The sequence below is a fragment of the Dyadobacter sp. BHUBP1 genome (genome assembly GCF_050587785.1).
In the GTDB taxonomy this organism is placed as follows: Bacteria; Bacteroidota; Bacteroidia; order Cytophagales; family Spirosomataceae; genus Dyadobacter.
The window spans coordinates 668,362-689,710 of the sequence record NZ_JBOBIH010000001.1 but is presented as its reverse complement, the minus strand read 5'-3'; the positions used below and the strand labels follow the sequence as shown (position 1 = coordinate 689,710).

Here is a 21,349-nt window from a genome sequence, read left to right as displayed (position 1 = left end):
CGATGACCTTATCCGACAGAACCATTCAGGAGGCCAAACGCCAACGGTTATTCCTCCTCCTTTGCGGTATCTTTCTCACCAACGCGCTCATTGCGGAAATCATCGGCGGTAAAATATTTTCAGTGGAGACACTTTTAGGCATTGCCCCGGCTCAGTTGCCGATCGGCGGTCAGAAGCTGGATTTCAACATGACGGCGGGAGTGATCAGCTGGCCAATCGTCTTCATCACGTCTGATATTATCAACGAGTATTTCGGTCGAAAAGGCGTCAAAAGAATCTCTTATGTCACCTCCGCGCTGATCGTCTACACGTTCCTGATTATTTACGTGGCGACCAAGGTGCCGCCAGCTCAGTTCTGGCTAGACCTCAACAACACCGACAGCCACGGCAACACATTCAATATCAACGACGCATTCTCTAAAATTTTCAACCAGGGCCTGGGCATCATGATCGGCTCGATCACAGCCTTTTTATTGGGGCAGTTGCTTGATATCCTCGTATTCTCCTGGCTCCGCCGCAAAACCGGCGGCCGTTTCATCTGGCTACGCGCCACCGGCTCTACCATGTTCTCACAGCTAATCGACAGCTTCGTCGTGATTGGGATTGCGTTTTATGTTTTTGGGAACTGGGATTTGAAACTCGTCTTTTCCGTAGGCACCATCAACTACCTTTACAAAGGCATGGTGGCAATCCTATTGACGCCGCTTTTGTACATAGCGCATTATTTTATTGACAATTATCTTGGCAAGGAGTATGCGGAAGAACTTTCGCATCACGCCGCGCACGAGTAACGGCTTAAAGCGGTACCTGTCTCCTCATATTGTCCAGCATTACGGCAGTTGCGATACCGACATTCAATGACTCGGCCTCTCCGAAGCGCGGTATCATGATCTTGTTGGTCACGAATCGCTCGACCTGCTCACTAATTCCATTGGATTCATTGCCCATGACAATGATTCCTCCGTTGGCGGGATATTCAAAATCATACAGCGAACTTCCTCCGAGAAATGCGCCGATGACCTGCTGTCTTACATCTTTCACCTTTTCAAAATACTGGGTCAGATCGGTGTAATAGAGCTTTACGCGTGTAAACGATCCTTTGGCTGCGGCAATCACTTTGGGATTGTAGACATCGGTCGTATCGCGCGAGCAGACGACCTTGGTAATGCCGTACCAGTCGGCGACGCGGATTATGGTGCCCAGGTTGCCCGGATCGCGCACGTCGTCGAGCACGAGCATATATTCTCCCCGCGCGGGAGACAAGAATGAATTTTCCTTCGTTTTAGCCACAGCAAGGCACGAATCGTTGGTTTGAAACGATCCCAGCCCTTCCAGTTCCTGCGCAGTAACCGTTTCGAGGATTACGTTATGGCGGGTTAAAATACTTGAGTATTTTTGCTGAAATTCCTGTGTTACCAGTACAAACTCGATCTCAAAGTCGGAATCCAGTAATTCCAGTACACTTTTGGCACCTTCTATCACAAAGGCCTCGTGGAGCTGCCGGTACTTTTTGATTTTAAGCGAGTTAATATACTTGATACGATTTTTTGACAACATTGAATATTAATTGTAGGACGATATACGGCTGGTTGATTTTCCTGATTCTAACGGGACTGTTTTCCTGCGCACCCAAACCCACTTCCAAAGGTTACTTGCTTGGCAACTCCTCCATCAAGGGCAATCGCGTGATCGGCGATTCGGAACTGGATGCATTGATCCCGCAAAAACCAAACCGAAGGTTGCTCGGCTTTCCTATATTTCCTTACGTTGGCCTTTACCGGTTTGGCGAGTTGTTTTACAACCGCGAGGAAAAGCAGCGCAGGGTGATCGAGGTAACGCAAAATTACCAGAAAGAATCCCAGGAACACGCAGGTTCCCCTCGAAAGCTTGAAAGAATCAACACCAGATATGCCAAAAAACTCGAAAAAGCACAAATACGAGCTACACAGGGCAACTTCTGGATGCGGGTACTGGGTGAAGCGCCGGTGTATTATAGCCAGGCTGACGTGGCACTGAATGCCGAAAAAATGCAGAAATATCTGTATAACAACGGCTTTTTCGATGCAAAAGTGACCTTTGACCCCGATACAATTTTTAAGAGAATCCGGGTCAATTACCTCGTGACCGAAAACCGGGCGACGATGATTCGCAATATTCATTATCAGATTAGCGATGAGCTGGCCGACAGCCTGATCAGGGCCGACTTGAAGAATGCCGCATTGCTACCCCACAAGCGCTATGACGGCGACGCGTTCGAAGAAGAACGTATACGCATCGAGACGCTGCTTCGAAACGAAGGTTATATGGGCTTTTCGCGGCAAAACGTGAGTTATATCGTCAACGATACGATCACTAACCGGCCGACTGATAGCCTTTTCAAATCGGTGGATGTGCGGGTGAGAGTGGATATGCCTGCACCCGCCAACAAGCGTTACTCGGTCAGTTCGGTCAATTTTGAGGTACTTCCCCCTTCCGGTGTGCCGGATTCGATTTTCAGGAAGGATACCAGCATGTTTGAGGGGATCAAATATGTGTTTTCAGACAAAAAATTCTCGCGGAAAGCGCTCGATACCAAAATGCAGGTGCGCCCGCACACCTGGTACAGCCAAAAACGGGAGCGCGATACCCAGCAACAATTGTCGCTGACCGACCAATTCCGGTTTGTCAACTACAATTACACGCTCGATTCGACCGGACGGGGCATTAACAGCTATTTCAAAGCGATCCCGCTCGATAAATACCAGATTTCTACTGACCTCGGTCTTAATGTAATTCAGTTACAAGGAACACCCGGGCCCTTTGCGAACCTGTCTTACAAAATCCGGAATGTTTTCAATGGCATGGAAAACTTTGAAGCCAACATCCGGGGAGGCATTGAACTCGTGCCGAACTTTGTCGGAAACCAGGAGATCTATAAGAGCGAAGAAGTTGCAGTTAGTACCTCGCTTACATTCCCGCGGCTGCTTACCCCACAGAATTTATTTAAAAGGCAAACTGCGAACAACAACCCGCGGACCCAGCTATCATTAGGTTACAACTATGTAAACCGGCCCGAATATACCCGTACAAATGTTAAGATTAACACCAACTATTCCTGGCAGCCTACCCGGACGACACTCATAAATGTCTCTCTCGTAGACCTCAACATCATTAACAACACTTATCTCCGCGACGACTTCCGCATTCTTCTGGACACGTTGCAGCTCCGAGGTAACAACCTTATTTACAGTTTCAAATCTGCATTCGTATCTGATTTAAATGCCAATTTTGTCTACAACACGAACACGCTCATGGGACCGCAAAAGAAGGCCCATTACTTTCGGATTGCGGTAGAATCGGGGGGCACGACGCTGAACTTCCTGCCCCGGCAGCGCGATGTGATCAAAAACGTATTTGGCGACAGTCTTCAATTTTATAAATACATCCGTTGGAATGCCGACTATCGTCGTTACTGGCCCGCCGGAAGAAAATCTGCATTTGTTGCCCGGGTGAATACGGGCGCTATTTACAGCTATGGCGATTATAAAGTCCCCCCATATGAGAAATATTTCTTCGCGGGCGGTTCCAACAGCGTCCGCGCGTGGTTGCCGAGGAGGCTCGGGCCAGGTTCAGCCAAGCCGGTTACATATAATAACTTGTCGATCGAATCCCCTGGCGAGTTCCTGTTGGAAGGCAACCTCGAATGGCGGGGATTTCTGGCCAAATTCCTGGGTGATATCAATTATGCATTGTTCATAGACGCTGGGAACGTATGGAGGCTGGGCAGCAATGCCACCAGCGACGATCAGAAGTTCAAAGCCGATAAACTTCTGCGTGAGATCGCAGTGGGGACCGGGTTCGGGATCCGCTATGACCTATCATTTTTCATTCTCCGCTTCGATTTCGGGGTGAAAGTCTATGATCCGTCGCAGGACCGCGGAGAACGCTTCGTGCTGGATGACCTGAAATTTAAACGCCTTTTCAGGCGCACAGAGGCCAATTCACTGAATATCAATCTCGGCGTAGGCTACCCGTTCTGATCAAGCTCTGGCCATTGCGGACGTATGACAGTTTGTCAGTTTTCTTCCAAATTTTCCTATATTTGTGGTTTGAGCGTTTAAGAATTTCCTTCTCATGGAGCATAGAATTGCAGATTCACTAAAAATATTGACAGAGGCGGACAAGGAAGCCTGTGAAACAGTGCGGGTTTCGGAAAACGAACCGCTTTCAGGAAAGAAAAGACTATTTATTGAAAGCTACGGCTGCCAGATGAACTTCTCGGACAGTGAAATCGTGGCTTCGGTCATGCGTGACGCAGGTTTCGCAACCACTTCGGATGTAAATGATGCGGACCTGATTTTTCTCAACACCTGCGCCATCCGCGACAATGCAGAACAAAAGGTGCGGAATCGCCTGAAACAGCTCAATTTTATCAAGAAGAATAAGCCCGGCATGCTGATCGGCGTATTAGGCTGTATGGCCGAACGCCTTAAAACCAAATTCCTGGAAGAGGAAAAAATGGTCGATATCGTAACCGGGCCGGATGCATACCGCGATTTACCCCGACTGGTGGATGAAGCAGAAACTGGCCAGAAAGGCGTCAATGTATTCCTTTCGAGAGAAGAGACTTACGCTGACATATCGCCTATACGACTGAATTCCAATGGTGTAACCGCATTCATTTCGATCATGCGCGGCTGCGACAATATGTGCAGCTTCTGCGTCGTGCCTTTCACACGCGGACGCGAGCGCAGCCGTGACCCGTACTCGATCGTGAAGGAGGCAGAAGGCCTGTTCCGCGACGGCTACCGCGAGGTAACGCTGCTCGGACAGAATGTCGACAGCTACAAATGGAAACCCGAGGTGAATACTGAAGGTGAAATTTCCGGTGAAATGGTCGTCAACTTCGCAAACCTGCTCGAAATGGTAGCCAAGGTGAGCCCTGAACTCCGCATCCGTTTCAGCACATCGCATCCGAAAGACATTACCGACGAGGTGTTGTATACCATGAAAAAGTATGACAACATCTGCAAATACATTCACCTGCCTGCGCAGAGCGGGAATACGCGCGTGCTGGAACTGATGAACCGCACCTATACCCGCGAATGGTACATGGAGCGCATTGACGCTATCCGCCGCATTCTCGGTGATGATTGCGGGATTTCGCACGATATGATCGCAGGTTTCTGCACCGAAACCGAAGAAGAGCACCAGGATTCACTTTCACTACTGACTTATGCCAACTTCGACTTCGGCTATATGTTTGCCTATTCGGAACGACCGGGAACATTGGCGGCGAAAAAATTCAAGGACGATATCCCCGAGGATGTCAAGAAAAGAAGGCTTTCAGAAATCATCGAAGTGCAGCGCGCTATCTCATTGGAACGCAACCAGCGGCTGGTAGGTACCGTACAGCGCGTGCTGATCGAAGGTCCTTCTAAAAAATCGGAGAACGACCTCAGCGGTCGGAACGACCAGAATAAAATGGTGGTATTCCCTCGCGAAAACTTTGAAAAGGGCCAATATGTCAACGTGCTGATCACCGAATGCACCGCCGCCACCCTTCTGGGACGTGTGTTGCAGCCCGAGCCTGTATTGGGATAATGGCCCGACTTATTCTTTGAGACCGTTTTGACCTTTAACTAAGGCTTCCGGCAGCCGGAAGCCGTCAGATACTTCATGGATTCATCGGAAATACAAGCAATAAAGAACCGCTTTGGGATCATCGGCAACTCGTCGGGGCTGAACCACGCGATCAATGTGGCCGTGCAGGTCGCAGCGACGGACCTCACGGTTTTGATCACCGGTGAAAGCGGCAGCGGAAAAGAATCATTTTCCAAAATCATCCATAGCCTCAGCGCACGCAAGCATGGGCCGTTTATCGCCATCAACTGCGGCGCAATCCCCGAAGGAACGATCGATTCAGAACTGTTCGGGCATGAAAAAGGCGCATTTACCGGCGCATTGGATGCCAGAAAAGGATATTTTGAAACGACCAACAGCGGGACGATTTTCCTTGATGAAGTAGGCGAAATGCCGCTTGGCACACAGGCAAGACTACTTCGTGTCTTGGAAAACGGAGAATACATCCGCGTAGGCTCGTCCAAAGTTTTGAAGACAAATGTCCGTGTAGTTGCGGCCACCAATGTCAATTTGCTCGATGCAGTCAACAATGGGAAATTCCGGGAAGATTTATATTACCGTTTGAACACGGTCCCCATTTACGTACCGCCTTTACGTGACCGGGGCGAGGATATTCTGTTGCTTTTCAGGAAGTTTACCAATGACTTCTCCGAGCGATACCGTACCAAACCTGTAAGACTCGATAACCAAGCACGTGACCTTCTGCTTCAATATACCTTCCCCGGGAACATCCGCCAGTTGAAAAACATCGCGGAGCAGATTACCATTCTGGAGACCGATAAAGAGCTGCCGATCAGCATTGAAACACTTAACCACTATCTGAACCCCGTGCAGCCGTCGAGCCGCAAGGCACTGGTTCCGCTGCGTTCCGGCGATAATGATGGCACATCGTTTTCGGAAAGAGAACTTCTATACAAAGTACTTTTCGATATGCGGCGTGACATGACGGAACTGAAAAAGCTCGTCAGAAATGTGCTTGAAAATGAAAAATATGGCGGTGAAATCCTGAAAGACCATCAGGAGCTGTTCAGTTCCCTGAACAATACCGACCCCATTATCACCACGCCCACCATCGAACCGGCCCGCCTGCTATCGCCGCCGCCTTCACGCACGGTGGACCTCGACCGCTACTCCGACGAGCGCGACGAGATCGAGGACGTGATGCACGTCACCGCCGAGGAAGAATCGCTCTCTCTGGAAGACAAGGAGAAAGAAATGATCATCAAGGCGCTTCGCAAAAACAATAACAAGCGAAAATACGCAGCTAACGCATTGGGCATTTCCGAGCGTACGTTATACAGGAAGATCAAACAATACGACATTGAAGAATAAAGTTAAGATATGGGCTCTGGTCTTTATGATTTGCCCGGTTTTCATGTCTGGATGTGGGGTGTATTCATTTACAGGGACCAATCTTTCTCCCGACATCAAGACATTCAGCGTGTTGAACTTCACCATGGGGACCGCCGGTGGACCTAGCGATTTGCCACAGCGACTGACGGAAGATTTGAAAGAATATTTCCAGAGAAACACCAGCCTCATAAGCCAACCTGGCGGCGGCGACCTGGTACTGGAAGGTTCCATTACCGGCTATGACGTGACCCCCGCGGCACCGACAGCAAATGACCAGGCAGGCCTGAACCGGCTGAACGTGACTGTGCAAGTGCGTTATACCAACGCGAAGGACGAGACCAAGAACTTTGATCAGTCGTTTACGTATTACGCAGATTTCCCTCAGGATCAGACACTTAATCAAAACGAAGCGCGATTACTGCCGACCATTCGTGAAAACCTTGTGCAGCAAATCTTTAATAAATCGGCAGCCGACTGGTAGGAAAAGCCTTGCCGCAACTTTCAATTTCAACAACTCAATTTTTTCAATACAACCCGGAATATGGCGCTCATCGATAAGGAAACATTTGATCAACTGGTGAAAAACCCAGGCTTGATTACGGCAGATGTGATCCCGCAGCTGGAAGCCACGATCAAGGCATTTCCGTATTGCCAGATCCCCTACTCGATGCTCGCCAAGGCATCTAGCCTCGCCGGTACCGAAAAGCTGGAAGAAACCCGCCCCCGCGCCGCCGCCTACGCACTCAGCCGCGTGGCCTTGCAGCAACTCGTGGAGAGCGACAATGAGCGCTATGACGCTACTGTGGACGTTGACGACATTCTTGAACCCCAGGTAACGCCCGAACCACTCGATAGCGACGACATTTTAATTAGTACTGTTGAGCAGCAGGCTTCTGCCGAATTGCAGCGCACCGAAGAGCAGCGCCGCCAGCAGCAGATCATCCAGGGTTTCATGAAAAAGAATCCGCGCATTACCCGCCAGGACAACAATCTGGAACCTATCAATATAGATCTCAGCAGCCGGTTAGCCGGTGGAACAGAAGGAAGCATTGAAACCGAAGCGTTTGCCAACATCCTCATCCGGCAGGGCAAAATTGAAAGGGCAATAGATGTCTATCAAAAATTGATTTTGAAAAAACCGGAAAAAAGGAATTACTTTGCGAAAAAATTGAGTGAATTATACGCCCGGTCTTAGTGAGTTCAAAGTCATTAGGTCAGGAAGTCATTAGGTCAGGTAGTAGTTCATTGATTGCACATTCACACACATTCAGTCATTCAAAATTCAGTCATTCAAAATTCTTTAAAACATGTATTTGGGTTTAATTATTCTGGTTGCCATTGTTGCAGTATTGTTGATTTTGGTCGTTTTGGTCCAAAATTCAAAAGGTGGAGGGCTTTCAAGCGAATTTAGCGGCGCAGGAACTACCCAAATGTTTGGTGTTAAAAAAACTACCGATCTACTCGAACAAATCACGTGGGGTCTGGCAAGCGCGGTGATCATCATTTCACTGGCTTCTTATATTATGGTGGGCGGTTCTAACGCCGGCGCCGGTATCAACAGTGTGAACGTGGAAAGAGCTCAGAATGCAGTAGTACCAGGCGGTAAAATCGCTCCGGCACCGGCTGCAACGGAAGGCGCCGCACCCACGGCAGGCGAGGCTGTTCCTGCCGGCACTAAAACACCAGCTGCTACACCTGCCGACACTGCTAAGAAATAAGCGGGCATGGCCTGAAAAGAAAATCCTGCGACGAACATCGCAGGATTTTTTTTTGCTCCCTTGTTTAAAGGCACATTTAAGCAACATTAATCTCCCGCAGCATCAGCCGCTCCGCCACTGGCAACAGCGTTTCCTGCAAAGGATAGTCGTATTTGGATTCCACTACGTACGTCGCCGGGTTCGGCATCTCCCGATTCCTTTTCGTAAGGTCGACCTTAATTTGAGAGACCGTGTTTCCGATGCCAATGCGGACGGTGTCGACGTAGACAGTTTTCAGGTAACGCTCCTTCAGTGCATTGTACAATGCGAGCTGATACTGAAAAATACTCACCAGCGGCTGAAACGTATGCAAAAACAGCAGGTAACCTTCCTGCAGGTGCAGCGGCACAATGCCTACGGGCGAAACTTTCACATTCTCTTCGACTTCTGAAAAGCGTTCCGAGCCCTCTTCAATGGATTTGGAAAAACGCGGAATGGCGAAATCGAGGATATAATTCAGGTCGGACATGAATGAATCGTCCTGGTGCGTCTCCTCGTACTGCAACTGCCAGGTCTTGACGTCGATACCTGTCAGATTTTTGGGTAAACTGGTCCTGATCCTGCTTTTATTATTCTGGATGCTGACACAAGTATCAAGGTGCAGCTTCAATTCTGGCAGACAAGGATGCAACCGGTTGTGTGTGAACTGGTCCCGAACGTGCTGGAAGTACGCCATCAGCACATATTTCTTGTATTCAAAATCAAAAATTCCTTCGGTAAGCCAGTTTTTATCAAGTTCTGACATAGGGTTTTTCAATTTGGTGTCGATAAAATTTAGTGAATTCCCTCGCTGAAAGCAAGATTTCAGCATTTCTGACACACAAATGACATTATAGTACTATAACGCCACCCAGGAGTACAAATTTGTCACACTACCCGGAAAAAATGTCAGAGCAGGGACACCTGGCATAGATTGTGCTATCCGGGATGGAGTCTAATCATTACTGACAATTAAAATAAACGTTTAATATTTATGTCAACTTTAGCAGAAATACAAGTGAATGTACAACCGCTAGCTGACCGCGTTCTGATCGAACCTGCCCCAGCCGAAGAAAAAACAGCATTTGGTATCATTATCCCTGATACTGCAAAAGAAAAGCCGCAGCGTGGTACCGTACTGGCAGTAGGCCCCGGTAAAAAAGACGAGCCGCTTACAGTAAAAGTTGGAGATACCGTTTTGTACGGTAAGTATTCAGGCACTGAATTGGCATATGAAGGAAAAGACGTCCTGATTATGCGCGAGTCGGATATCTACGCCATCGTAGGTTAATCTAAAACACTCAGATTCAATAGTTTCTCTTAAAGTTCAAATTATTAACAATTATGTCTAAGAAAATATTTTTTGACACAGAAGCACGCGATAAAGTAAAGCGCGGTGTGGACACCCTGGCTGACGCCGTTAAGGTTACATTGGGCCCACGTGGCCGTAACGTGGTAATCGACAAGAAGTTCGGTTCTCCAAGCATCACAAAGGATGGTGTTACTGTTGCCAAAGAAATCGACCTGAAAGATCCTATCGAAAACATGGGAGCTCAGCTGGTGAAAGAAGTAGCATCGAAAACTGCTGATTCAGCGGGTGATGGTACTACTACTGCTACTGTATTGGCACAGGCGATCTACTCGATCGGTGTGAAAAACGTAGCTGCTGGCGCTAATCCAATGGATTTGAAACGTGGTATCGACAAAGCCGTTGCTACTATCGTGAAAGATCTGGAAGGCCAAAAGAAAAACATCTCTACTTCCAAAGAAATCGCTCAGGTTGCAACTATCTCTGCCAACCATGACGAGGAGATCGGTAACATGATCGCCGAAGCGATGGAAAAAGTAGGTAAAGAAGGCGTTATCACCGTTGAAGAGGCTCGCGGAACTGAAACAGAAGTTAAAACTGTGGAAGGTATGCAGTTCGACCGTGGTTACCTGTCTCCATACTTCGTAACCAACACCGAGAAAATGGAAGCTGAACTGGAACGTCCGTTCATCCTGATCTCTGAGAAGAAAGTTTCTTCTATGAAAGAACTTCTTCCTGTGTTGGAAGCAGTTGCACAAACCGGCCGTCCTTTGCTGATCCTTGCAGAAGACGTTGATGGAGAAGCACTGGCTACATTGGTAGTAAACAAAATCCGTGGTGCATTGAAAGTAGCAGCTGTTAAAGCTCCTGGTTTCGGTGACCGTCGTAAGGCAATGCTGGAAGATATCGCTATCATTACCGGCGGTACCGTTATCAGCGAAGAGCGTGGTTTCAAACTGGAAAACGCTACTTTGGATTACCTCGGTACTTGCGAAAAAGCGATTATCGACAAAGACAACACCACTTTGGTTAACGGAAGCGGCGCATCTGAAGACATCCAGGCACGTGTTAACCAAATCAAAGCGCAGATCGAAAACACTACATCTGACTACGATCGCGAAAAACTTCAGGAGCGTCTCGCCAAATTGTCTGGCGGCGTAGCTATCCTTTACATCGGTGCTGCTACCGAGGTTGAAATGAAAGAGAAAAAAGACCGCGTTGATGACGCCCTTCACGCAACACGCGCTGCGGTGGAAGAAGGTATCGTTGCAGGTGGTGGTGTAGCGTTCATCCGCGCAACTGCTTCTCTTGACAATCTGAAAGGTTCAAACGAAGATGAAACAACCGGTATTAACATCATCCGCACGGCGCTTGAAGCTCCATTGCGTACGATCGTTTCTAACGCGGGTGGCGAGCCTTCAGTTGTGATCAACAAAGTGAAAGATGGTTCAGGTGCCTTCGGTTACAACGCGAAAGACAACACCTACCAGGATCTTTTGGAAGCTGGTATCATCGATCCTAAGAAAGTATCTCGTCTGGCACTCGAAAACGCAGCATCTATCGCTGGTCTGTTGTTGACAACAGAATGCGTTATCGCCGACGAACCAGAAGAAGCTCCTGCAGCAGGTGGCCACAGCCACGGCGGCGGAATGGGCGGCATGATGTAATCGACCTCCGTTTCTTCGGAACATATAAAAACCGGCTGTCAGGTAACTGGCAGCCGGTTTTTTGTGGTATTGAAATGATTTATGCCAAATGCTGGACCATTAACCCGTCCTGCATGACCAATCTCCTATCCGCCATTTCGGCCAGCTCTTCGTTGTGCGTCACAATGACAAAAGTCTGCCCCGTTTCGTCCCGCAGTTTGAAAAACAACTGATGCAAATCCAATGCATTATGCGAATCGAGGTTACCGCTTGGCTCGTCCGCTAGCACAATGGCCGGCCGGTTCAACAATGCACGGGCGACAGCAACGCGCTGCTGTTCACCTCCGGAGAGCTGGGAAGGCAAATGGTCCATCCGTCCGCCAAGGCCCAGCAGTTCCAGCAACTCTTTCGCGCGGGCCTGAATGTCCTTTTCATTGACATTACCATTGATATAACCCGGCATACAAACGTTTTCCAAAGCCGTGAATTCCGCAAGCAGGTTATGGAATTGGAAAATGAAACCGATCTTCTCGTTGCGGAAGCGCGCGAGCTCTTTATCCTTCTGTGTAAACACGTTAATACCTTCAATAAACACTTCGCCATGTTCCGGCCGGTCGAGCGTTCCGAGGATGTGAAGGAAGGTGCTTTTGCCTGCACCCGACGGCCCGACAATGGCTACTACCTCTCCTTTTTTCACTTCCAGATCAATGCCTTTTAAAACCTGCAATGAACCGTAAGTACGCCTGATCCCGCTCGCCCGAAGTAGCTCCATATTGAAAAGATAATTGCGCCGAAAACTCGCCCGTTTTGATTAAATGCTTAATTTGCCGTGAAAATACCAATTTACTTTTATACTCATGAATATTCACGAATATCAAGGCAAAAGCGTTCTTAAAAAATACGGTGTGCGTATTCAGGAAGGCCTCGTAGCCGACACTCCGGATAAGGCGGTAGAAGTTGCACGTGAGCTCAGCCAGCAGACAGGCACCAAGTGGTATGTTGTAAAATCCCAGATCCACGCAGGTGGCCGTGGCAAAGGCCGTATCGTCGGCAGCGAGCAGCGCGGTGTGGCGTTGGCTAAGTCGGTTGAAGATGTCAGGACCATCTCCAACAACATCCTGGGTAAAGTATTGGTAACGCACCAAACCGGTGCAGAAGGCAAGCGAGTAAACAAAGTCCTGATTGCAGAAGACGTATACTACCCAGGCCCTACCGAGCCGAAAGAATATTACCTGTCGATCCTGTTGGATCGCGGCAGAAACTGCAACGTGATCATGGCCAGCACCGAAGGCGGTATGGACATCGAAGAAGTGGCAGAACACACCCCTGAGAAAATCATCAAAGAATGGATCGATCCTAAGGTTGGATTGCAGCCGTTCCAGGCACGTAAAGTGGCATTTGCCCTGGGTCTGGAAGGTGATGCATTCAAAGAAATGGTGAAATTCATTTCCGCATTATACAAAGCTTACGTGGAAAGCGACTCGTCGATGTTCGAAATCAACCCGGTTTTGAAAACATCCGATAACAAAATCCTCGCCGTAGATGCCAAGGTGGATCTGGACGACAATGCATTGTACCGTCACCCTGAACTGGCCGAAATGCGCGACACCAACGAAGAAGATCCTTTGGAAGTAGAAGCCGGTGCCAACAACCTGAACTACGTGAAACTGGACGGAAACGTAGGCTGTATGGTAAACGGAGCCGGTCTTGCAATGGCCACCATGGACTTGATTAAACTTTCGGGCGGTGAGCCTGCCAACTTCCTCGACGTAGGCGGCGGCGCAAACGCACGTACCGTAGAAGCAGGTTTCCGTATCATCCTCAAAGACCCGAACGTAAAAGCGATCCTGATCAACATCTTCGGCGGTATCGTTCGCTGCGACCGTGTTGCTGCGGGTGTGGTTGAGGCTTACAAAGCCATCGGCGAAATCCCTGTGCCTATCATCGTTCGTCTGCAAGGAACCAACGCAGAAGAAGGCGCACGCATCATCAACGAATCCGGTCTGAAAGTATATTCAGCGATCGAATTCAAAGAAGCTGCTGCTAAGGTTTCTGAGGTGTTGGCTGAGCTGGGTGTTTAGGAAACTGCCTCAGGGCTGACGTAATATTAAAACGTTAATGTCACCCTGAGCGCCATCGATGGGTAAATGCGTGATGCAAATACCCTTCGGCTGCGCTCAGGGTGACATTCGTTTTATCTGCCTGGTCAACTATGGAAATATGCGGGTACGTTCCGTACAAACCTTTCCATGCTTATCTACAAATCTACAAATCTTACGGTGCGCTGCACCTTTACGTCTACGCTTTAATATACCACGCCCAATCTTGCAAATATTGCGGCATTCTGGCCTTTGCTAATTAAATTGAAAGGCGCAGCACCGCAAGATTTGTAATGCTGGGTATGTTCCGACAAACCTTTCCATGCTTATCTACAAACCTACAAATCTTACGGTGCGCTGCACCTTTACGTTTACGCTTTAATATATCACGTCCAATCTTGCAAATATTGCGACGCACTCCGCCCTTTGCTAATTAAATCGAAAGGTGTAGCACAGCGTAGTATTTGTAGCTGACCGAATGAGGTATATGGAAGCGCCAAGGTGCAGAGCACCGTAAGATTTGTAGAACTAACAATCGTTAATTAATCGCCCCAAGGTGCAGAGCACCGCAAGATTTGTAATACAGAGCACGGGCAGAGTTGTCAACGTCGAAAGAAAAACAATATCTGACAATACCTGACCGCCTGACAATATCTGACGCCTCCCCTACCCGATAAGGAAATACAAAACCATTGTCGCCGCAAAACTCGCAACGCCCTGCAAGCCTGTCAGAATCGTATGCGTACGGTAGGTATCCTTAGCCGAAATGCCGGTAAACTGCGATACGACCCAGAACCAGGCATCGTTCGTATGTGAAACGATCATCGCGCCGCTGCCTACTGCCATTACTACCAATGTTATTTGAACGGGCGTTACAAAACCGAGCGATGCCAGTAATGGCGCCAGGATGCTCGTGGTAAGTACCATGGCTGAGGTCGTCGAGCCCTGGGCAGTTTTGAAAAAAACGGCGATCAGAAAGGCGATCACCAACAGGTACCCTCCCGACATTTCATTGTGCAACAGCCATTCGCTCACCATATCCTTCAAAGAAGTTTCCTTCAAAATCGCACCGAATGCACCTCCCGCGCCCACAAGCACGAGCGTGGTGCCGCAATGCTCGATACCACTTTTGAAGCAAGCCATCATGCGTTGTGAGGCATTTTCGGGAAACAGCGAATAGCTGAAAAATATCGCCAGCAGGAACGAAACCAGCGGGCTGCCGAGAAAGCTCAGCCAGCGCGTAAATTCTTCCGGGAAATGCAGGATTTTGGCAAACGAGGCCAGGGTAATGAGTAATATCGGCAGCACAATGGGCGTAAATGCCTTCCACGCGGGAGGTAGCAGCTGCTCCTGGATCATTTGCGGCTCTTCCACGGCTGCGTCTTCAATCAGTTTTACATTTTTAGCGTATTTCCCGGCAAACCAGGTGGATAAGAACAGACTGGGAATGGACACAGTGAGTCCAATGATAATGACTAGTCCGATAGAATCCGGAATGCCGAGATTACCGGCGGCGGACAATGGACCGGGCGTTGGCGGGACTAATGTATGCGTCGCAAAAAGCCCGCCGGAGAGTGATAATGCAATAGTTGCAAGCGGCTTACCGGTTCTCTTCGCGACGATCTGATTAAGTTTATGCAAAATAATAAACCCCGAGTCGCAAAAAACCGGTATGCCTACGATCCCGCCAATCACCGACATCGCAAATGCGGGCCGCTTTTCTCCGAACAATTTCAAAATCACATCCGCCACTTTAATGGCCGCACCGGATTTGTCGAGAATGGCGCCTATCACGCAGCCGAGGATCACCATCAATCCTATTTTGGACATTAGTTCTCCAAAGCCTTTACCAATCGTCTCAGCCAGTTTATCAATTGGCAAGCCTGCGAAAACACCGACGCCCAGCGCCGCCAGCAGCAACCCAACGAGTGGATGCATTTTCAATACCGTGGAACTCAGAACAATAAACGCAATGGCAGCCAGTACGATGACGAATATCATGCTTACAGAAGTTTAAGCACCGCTTCGTCGCCCATTACCGCATTGGCCGGGCGTGGATGGCTGGCGTCGAAAACGGCCAGGTCTTTCTGTTCGAGTACTTTGGCCGGTTCCTCGTCAATTTGGCCGTCTTTATTCGTCACAGCTTTCAAATCGAGTTTCAGATGTTTGGCCATGAACGCATACATTGCTTTTCGCTTGGATGGACCATAGTCGTGTTTTTCATTAGCCAAATGCACGGCATCGAGGTTATCTTTTTTGTTATAAAGCGAATAGATTTTTTGCATGAAGGGATATTCTACTTCCGGCGTATTCTTCGTCCAATCGCCGCCATCCGAGATCATGATCATCGGGCGTGGGGCTGCTAATGCGGCTATTTCTACATTATTGGTTTGATATTCACCCTTTTTGTGGATAGGCAGACCACTTTCGCACACGCAGCCACCGAAGAAATAGGCGGAAACCATCACCACAGGTACTGACACCTTCACACGGTTATCCAATGCCGTGAGCAGGAACGTCTGTGTTCCCCCACCCGATTCACCCGTGCACGCCACGCGATTCGGATCCACGCCGGGAAGGGATAGCAGGAAATCCAGCGAGCGGATGCTGTTGATCGTCTGCAATTTCAGTGCTTTGGCCATTTTGTGCTCACATTGTCTGGCATCACCCTGCCCAATCATGTCCCACACGAACACGATCGCGCCCATACGTGCGAGCGTGGCGCAGCGCTTCTGCGTTTGCTCGCGGAAGCGCCCATGCGGGTTCTCCCCATGCCCGTGCGGCGCGAGGATGGCAGCGTAGGATTTCTGCTGCTTCAATGGTCTGTATAAATTTCCCGTTATGTAGATGCCGGGCATACTTTCGAATGCGACATTTTCGATGGTATAGCCATCCATTTGCTTTTTGGAATGAATGATGGGTTTCGAGCCCGGCTTTTCCGGCAATGTCTGCAAATCCATGCCGTTGCGGATCTGCTGGCGGATTTGCGCGGCGCGGGCTTCCCATTCTACCCGGGAAGTCGGGACATGTTTTTCGAGGAATTCCTTCCCTTGTTCTTCGGTAAAATAGGCGCCCTGGCAGAGTTCGGTTTGTTGCGCCTGCACGGCCGATGTGAAACCGAGAATGCTGAAAAGAATGGTATATGCGATTTTCATAGGAATGCAGTTTGGTCAGAAAAGCATGTCATGCGAAGAGAATACTGTTACAATACGCCCATAATTGGCCCGGAGGGCCGCCCTGTTTATAGCAAAATAGCATATTATAAATATTTACACCCCAGCGGGGTGTCCTGTATGTTCCCATAGCATTGCTAAACCAGGAGGCCCCGGCGGGGCCAAAACCTGCTATATAATCGTGGTTGCTATAAACAGGGAGCCCCTCCGGAGCTGCGTTTTCATCGCGAAGTACCGTTATTCGAGCTTCACCGTATACCGTCAAAAATTGCCCCTCAAACCTCCTCCCTCAACCCAACCGGAATCGCGACCTTGACATACTCCTTCAATATCACCGCTTCCAAATCTTTCACAAGCCCCTTATATTCCCCGTCGATCTGGAAATGTGCTGCTTTCTGCACGCATTCGATCTTCGCCTTTTCTACGGAAATGACTTTCATGATCTCAGGGTTGAAGTCGGTGCTGCCGGCGAGGATTTTAGCGGTTTCAATGAAATCCAGCTTTTTAGCAATCACCAGCTCGAAAAAACCGTCGCACATATCCCCTATCGGATTGATACTCACACCTGTGCCGTACTTCTTAGCATTGGCAATGATTACGATCAAAGCTTCGGTTTCAAGGACTTCATCGCCGGTTGTAATTCTTACATCGAAGTTTTCGTGCTCGCTCAGCGTGCGCAGCATTTCCCGGGCGTAGCCGAGTTTGCCTCGGGTGTCGCTGTCCTCATAGTTTTTAACCAGCAATGCATTTAACCCGATATCTGCCAGATGCAGACTGATTTCGCCATTAATTGATACAGCATCTATCGTAGAAACTGTACCTCCGAATGCCACTTCCAACGCCTGATCAATGGAGCCGGATAGGCCGAAATCCACGGAAAGGCCATTAGCAGAACCGGCCGGGATAATGCATAGAATCGCATCGGTACCGTGTAGTGCCTGAGCGACCATGGAAATAGTACCGTCGCCGCCTGCTACCAGCACACGCTCCGGCCTGATATTTTCAACCATTTCACGGATGGTCTGCTGATCGTCGTCGCCGGTGGTGGTGTAAATGCGCAAATCATAGCCCTCGGCTTCCGATTTTTCAATAACCCTTTCAAAAATTACGTCCTTGTTCACGTCCCCGGAAATGGGATTTACTACCAGCAAAACTTTCGGTTGTGAAGACATATTCGATAAATTAGGGACCTGATGTCGTGGAGGATAAAGATAGTTATGAAACGTTGTGACTTAAAATTATACCGTGGCTATGCCAACAAAAAGGAACTCGTTGTGTTTGGTCATGTGGTAAAAAAATACCCTTCCGGTGACCGGAAATATACCCGACGTGGCTTTCGCTACGCCAAAACCATCATCGAGCTCTTCTCCATTAAAACTATTCCGTTTTTGAAGATTATCCTGCATTTGGGAGAAAAGACCTTTGAAACGACCGCCGAAGCCGACGGCTATTTCCGCTTCCAGGTGCCGCTTGATGCCGAAATGCCGGGCGGCTGGCATACCTACCGTGTAACGCTGGACGACGAAATGAATGGCAAAAAGTACCACGCCGAGAGCTCGGAGGAGTTTTTCATGCCTTACAAAAGCTCTTACGGCATCATTTCTGACATCGATGACACATTCCTGATCTCGCATAGTCGCCGTTCCTTCAAGAAGTTATTTGTTTTACTATCCAAAAACGTGCAGGCGCGCAAGCCCTTCGACGACGTGGTGAAGCATTACCAGCTGCTTTCGTTCGCGAGCCGCACGCACCCGCATAAGGATAGCAACATCTTCTTTTATGTGTCGAGCAGTGAGTGGAATTTGTATGACATGATTGTCCGGTTCGCGGAGCTCAATGGGCTGCCCAAAGCTGTTTTAAAACTAAAAAAAATCAAATCGGGCCTGGACGACTTTGTGATGACGGGCAGCGGATCCCATGAGCACAAGTTGCGGAAAATCCACAATATCATCAATTTTTACCCCGAATTGCAGTTCATATTACTGGGCGACGATTCCCAGAAAGACCCGGAGATTTACGAAGAAATTTGCCGCACATTCCCGCAAAGCATCCGCGCGGTGTACATGCGCCAGACGCGCCGGCGGGCTAAGCCCGACGCCACGGCATTGCTGAAAAACATCCAGGACTTAGGTATCGATACCTGCTACTTCGCACACAGCAACAAGGCGATTATGCATTCCCTCGATCACGGCATCGTTTTCCAGTCGCCCGCCGAACCGGAAGTGAAGGAAATTGTGGAAAAAGCCGTTTCCTGACATTTCAGGGCTTCAGATTATCTGCCGGTTGTTTTTGGCGTTTTTCAGCACTTTCGTAACTTGACCTCTCCCTTTTTTGGAATAAACATGAAAAAAATCCTGATCGTTGAGGATGACCGCAGGATCGCGCAGAATATTTTCCGCGGACTGGCCGCCGAGAATTTCGAGGCGGAGATTGCTTATGACGGCATTACGGGCAAGCAAATGGCCCTAGAAAAGAAGTTTGACCTGGTGTTGCTGGACGTAAATCTGCCAGGTATGAAGGGCTACGACGTTTGTCAGCAGATCAGGATCTACAAACCGTCGCTGCCCATTATCATGCTGACGGCTTTCGGGGAAATCGAGGATAAGGTGGAAGGGCTGAACAGCGGCGCGGACGATTACATTGTGAAACCATTCGACTTCAGGGAGTTACTCGCCAGGGTGAATGCGGCATTACGCGTGTCCGACCTTTTGAATCCCGAAACTTCCGACAAAATTCTGCGCATCGCCGACCTGGAAATGAACCTCGGCACTAAGCAGGTGAAGCGGGGAGGCAACATCATAGACCTCACAGCCAAGGAATTTGCATTGCTGGAATATTTCCTGCTGCACCGCGGACGCGTGGTTTCCAAAATGGACCTGGCCGAACACGTATGGCACCTCAATTTCGACCCCGGGACTAATGTGGTGGAGGTGTATATCAATTATTTGCGAAAAAAAGTCGACAAGGACTTTCCTACCAAGCTCATCCACACCCGACCGGGCATGGGTTACATTATGAAAGAAGAATAACCTCCCATGAAGATTAAAGACCGCATCGCCCTCCAATTCACGCTCCTGGTAGCGGGGGTGCTGCTGTTGTTCTCCATTGCCATTTACAGTGTCTCTGAACATTACCGCCAGGAAGAATTTTACGATCGCCTGCGCAGCCGTGCTCGTACGACCTGCCGCCTGCTCGTGAAGGTGAAAGGGATTGATAAGGACCTGCTCAAAGCCATCGACCAGAACACGCTTTCGGAAATGCTGGACGAAAAAGTGCTGATTTTCGATCCCAGAAACGAGCTGATCTATTCCAGCGTCGACGACAAGCTACTTACTTACCACACATCGCTGCTGAATGAAGTGCGCGAGAAACAGTACATGGAGTTTCACCAGGGCGAGAACGAGGTGATCGGGCTGCTCTACCAGGAAGGCGATGAACCGCTGGTAGTACTAGCGTCGGCTTACGATACTTTCGGGCATAGCAAGCTGCAAAATCTGAGAAGCACACTGGGCTGGGGGTTGCTGGCGGGAATCGCGGTGACGATCGGACTGGGAATTTATTTTGCGGGCAATGCATTGAAACCCATTAGTCGGATCAATGCACAGGTATCGCTCATTACGGCCCAGAATTTGTCCCAAAAGCTCGACGAGGGGAACCGAAAGGATGAAATCGCTCAGCTTGCGATTAACTTTAATACAGTACTTTACCGGCTCAACAAGGCATTTGAGCAACAAAAAAGCTTCGTATCCCACGCCTCTCATGAGCTCCGGACGCCGTTAGCGGCTTTGAAATCCGAAATCCAGCTCGGACAGCGGTTCAACAAGGATAATCCTGAAATTGAAGAGGTCTTTGCGAACCTGTTTTCGGATACAGAGCGACTGATCAGCATTACCAACAACCTGCTTTTCCTCGCGCGCTCGTACGAGAATATGGGCAACATGAAAATGACGCATATCCATATCGAGGATCTCGCGTTTCTGGCCAAAGAGGAGTTGCTCTCTTCCCACCCCGATTACAATGTGGTAATCGACTACGAGACCATTCCCGAGAATGAAAATCAAACCGTGATCGAAGGCAATGAGGAATTGCTCAAAAGAGTGCTCACTAACCTGCTCGACAATGCCTGCAAGTACTCGTCCGACCATAGCGCGCAGATACTGATCTCCTCCGACGATAAATCATGCATTGTAAAAGTCCGCGACCGAGGCATAGGGATCAGTGAAGAGGACCTTCCGCATATTTTCAATCCGTTTTTCAGGTCGTCCAATGCGACTGAACTTCCCGGATTCGGGATCGGGCTTTCCATTTGCCAGCGGATCGTGGAGTTGCACCATGGCACCATTTCCGTAACCAGCGAGGTCGGCAACGGCAGCGAATTTCAGGTCCAGCTGCACCACATCTGACGCGCCGG

The 21,349-nt window shown here is 49.2% G+C and carries 19 protein-coding genes; 13 read left to right on the top strand and 6 right to left on the bottom strand.

What is annotated here, in order from left to right; translation table 11 throughout:
* The first annotated feature begins 2 nt into the window (after positions 1-2).
* A complete protein-coding gene (locus ACQ4MZ_RS02960; RefSeq protein ID WP_430842790.1) occupies positions 3-791 on the top strand; it encodes a queuosine precursor transporter in 789 nt (262 codons plus the stop codon).
* Positions 792-795: 4 nt separating this feature from the next.
* Here the strand turns inward: ACQ4MZ_RS02960 and ACQ4MZ_RS02955 are convergent, their stop codons facing one another.
* Complete coding sequence (locus ACQ4MZ_RS02955) at positions 796-1,557, bottom strand: TrmH family RNA methyltransferase (protein ID WP_430842788.1); 762 nt, start codon at positions 1,555-1,557, stop codon at positions 796-798.
* Between the two features lie 32 nt (positions 1,558-1,589).
* Here ACQ4MZ_RS02955 and ACQ4MZ_RS02950 point away from each other — a divergent pair, with 32 nt between their 5' ends.
* From ACQ4MZ_RS02950 to secG, 6 genes are all read left to right on the top strand, one after another.
* Positions 1,590-4,019 (top strand): BamA/TamA family outer membrane protein, encoded by a 2,430-nt coding sequence (locus ACQ4MZ_RS02950; RefSeq protein WP_430842786.1) that lies wholly within the window; start codon positions 1,590-1,592, stop codon positions 4,017-4,019.
* Between the two features lie 94 nt (positions 4,020-4,113).
* The gene (gene miaB / locus ACQ4MZ_RS02945; protein WP_430842784.1) at positions 4,114-5,583 is read left to right on the top strand and encodes a tRNA (N6-isopentenyl adenosine(37)-C2)-methylthiotransferase MiaB; all 1,470 of its coding nucleotides are present in this window, start codon (positions 4,114-4,116) and stop codon (positions 5,581-5,583) included.
* A 75-nt stretch (positions 5,584-5,658) separates the two neighbouring features.
* A complete protein-coding gene (locus ACQ4MZ_RS02940) occupies positions 5,659-6,954 on the top strand; it encodes a sigma-54 interaction domain-containing protein (RefSeq protein WP_430842782.1) in 1,296 nt (431 codons plus the stop codon).
* Positions 6,944-7,456, top strand: a complete 513-nt coding sequence (locus tag ACQ4MZ_RS02935) for an LptE family protein (protein ID WP_430842780.1) — start codon at positions 6,944-6,946, stop codon at positions 7,454-7,456. The genes ACQ4MZ_RS02940 and ACQ4MZ_RS02935 overlap by 11 nt, the downstream gene beginning before the upstream one ends.
* 60 nt (positions 7,457-7,516) lie before the next feature.
* Entirely contained in the window at positions 7,517-8,170 is a 654-nt protein-coding gene (locus tag ACQ4MZ_RS02930; RefSeq protein ID WP_430842778.1) for a hypothetical protein, read from the top strand.
* Between the two features lie 112 nt (positions 8,171-8,282).
* Entirely contained in the window at positions 8,283-8,693 is a 411-nt protein-coding gene (gene secG / locus ACQ4MZ_RS02925) for a preprotein translocase subunit SecG (RefSeq protein ID WP_430842776.1), read from the top strand.
* A gap of 76 nt (positions 8,694-8,769) precedes the next feature.
* Here the strand turns inward: secG and ACQ4MZ_RS02920 are convergent, their stop codons facing one another.
* Positions 8,770-9,477, bottom strand: a complete 708-nt coding sequence (locus tag ACQ4MZ_RS02920; RefSeq protein WP_430842774.1) for a hypothetical protein — start codon at positions 9,475-9,477, stop codon at positions 8,770-8,772.
* A gap of 228 nt (positions 9,478-9,705) precedes the next feature.
* Here ACQ4MZ_RS02920 and ACQ4MZ_RS02915 point away from each other — a divergent pair, with 228 nt between their 5' ends.
* Both ACQ4MZ_RS02915 and groL read left to right on the top strand, forming a co-directional pair.
* Positions 9,706-10,002: a co-chaperone GroES gene (locus tag ACQ4MZ_RS02915; RefSeq protein WP_015812198.1), complete on the top strand. Its 297-nt coding sequence runs from the start codon at positions 9,706-9,708 to the stop codon at positions 10,000-10,002.
* Positions 10,003-10,055: 53 nt separating this feature from the next.
* On the top strand, positions 10,056-11,687 hold the full coding sequence (gene groL / locus ACQ4MZ_RS02910) for a chaperonin GroEL (protein ID WP_430842771.1): 1,632 nt from the start codon (positions 10,056-10,058) through the stop codon (positions 11,685-11,687).
* Positions 11,688-11,766: 79 nt separating this feature from the next.
* Here the strand turns inward: groL and ACQ4MZ_RS02905 are convergent, their stop codons facing one another.
* The gene (locus ACQ4MZ_RS02905) at positions 11,767-12,438 is read right to left on the bottom strand and encodes an ABC transporter ATP-binding protein (RefSeq protein WP_430842769.1); all 672 of its coding nucleotides are present in this window, start codon (positions 12,436-12,438) and stop codon (positions 11,767-11,769) included.
* A gap of 85 nt (positions 12,439-12,523) precedes the next feature.
* Between ACQ4MZ_RS02905 and sucC the strand changes: the two genes are divergently transcribed.
* On the top strand, positions 12,524-13,747 hold the full coding sequence (gene sucC, locus ACQ4MZ_RS02900) for an ADP-forming succinate--CoA ligase subunit beta (protein WP_430842767.1): 1,224 nt from the start codon (positions 12,524-12,526) through the stop codon (positions 13,745-13,747).
* 684 nt (positions 13,748-14,431) lie between these two features.
* On the opposite strand, the gene ACQ4MZ_RS02895 is transcribed toward sucC, so the two are convergent.
* From ACQ4MZ_RS02895 to ACQ4MZ_RS02885, 3 genes are all read right to left on the bottom strand, one after another.
* The gene (locus ACQ4MZ_RS02895; protein WP_430842765.1) at positions 14,432-15,766 is read right to left on the bottom strand and encodes a GntP family permease; all 1,335 of its coding nucleotides are present in this window, start codon (positions 15,764-15,766) and stop codon (positions 14,432-14,434) included.
* A 2-nt stretch (positions 15,767-15,768) separates the two neighbouring features.
* On the bottom strand, positions 15,769-16,920 hold the full coding sequence (locus tag ACQ4MZ_RS02890; RefSeq protein ID WP_430842763.1) for an alpha/beta hydrolase family protein: 1,152 nt from the start codon (positions 16,918-16,920) through the stop codon (positions 15,769-15,771).
* A 293-nt stretch (positions 16,921-17,213) separates the two neighbouring features.
* Positions 17,214-18,110, bottom strand: a complete 897-nt coding sequence (locus ACQ4MZ_RS02885; RefSeq protein ID WP_430842761.1) for a diacylglycerol/lipid kinase family protein — start codon at positions 18,108-18,110, stop codon at positions 17,214-17,216.
* 45 nt (positions 18,111-18,155) lie between these two features.
* Between ACQ4MZ_RS02885 and ACQ4MZ_RS02880 the strand changes: the two genes are divergently transcribed.
* The 3 genes from ACQ4MZ_RS02880 to ACQ4MZ_RS02870 all read left to right on the top strand — a co-directional run bounded on the left by ACQ4MZ_RS02880 (position 18,156) and on the right by ACQ4MZ_RS02870 (position 21,341).
* Positions 18,156-19,193 carry an App1 family protein gene (locus ACQ4MZ_RS02880; protein WP_430842759.1) on the top strand — a complete coding sequence of 346 codons (1,038 nt, stop codon included), beginning with the start codon at positions 18,156-18,158 and terminating at the stop codon, positions 19,191-19,193.
* A gap of 87 nt (positions 19,194-19,280) precedes the next feature.
* Entirely contained in the window at positions 19,281-19,967 is a 687-nt protein-coding gene (locus tag ACQ4MZ_RS02875; RefSeq protein WP_430842757.1) for a response regulator transcription factor, read from the top strand.
* Positions 19,968-19,973: 6 nt separating this feature from the next.
* Complete coding sequence (locus ACQ4MZ_RS02870; protein WP_430842755.1) at positions 19,974-21,341, top strand: ATP-binding protein; 1,368 nt, start codon at positions 19,974-19,976, stop codon at positions 21,339-21,341.
* Positions 21,342-21,349: the final 8 nt, after the last annotated feature.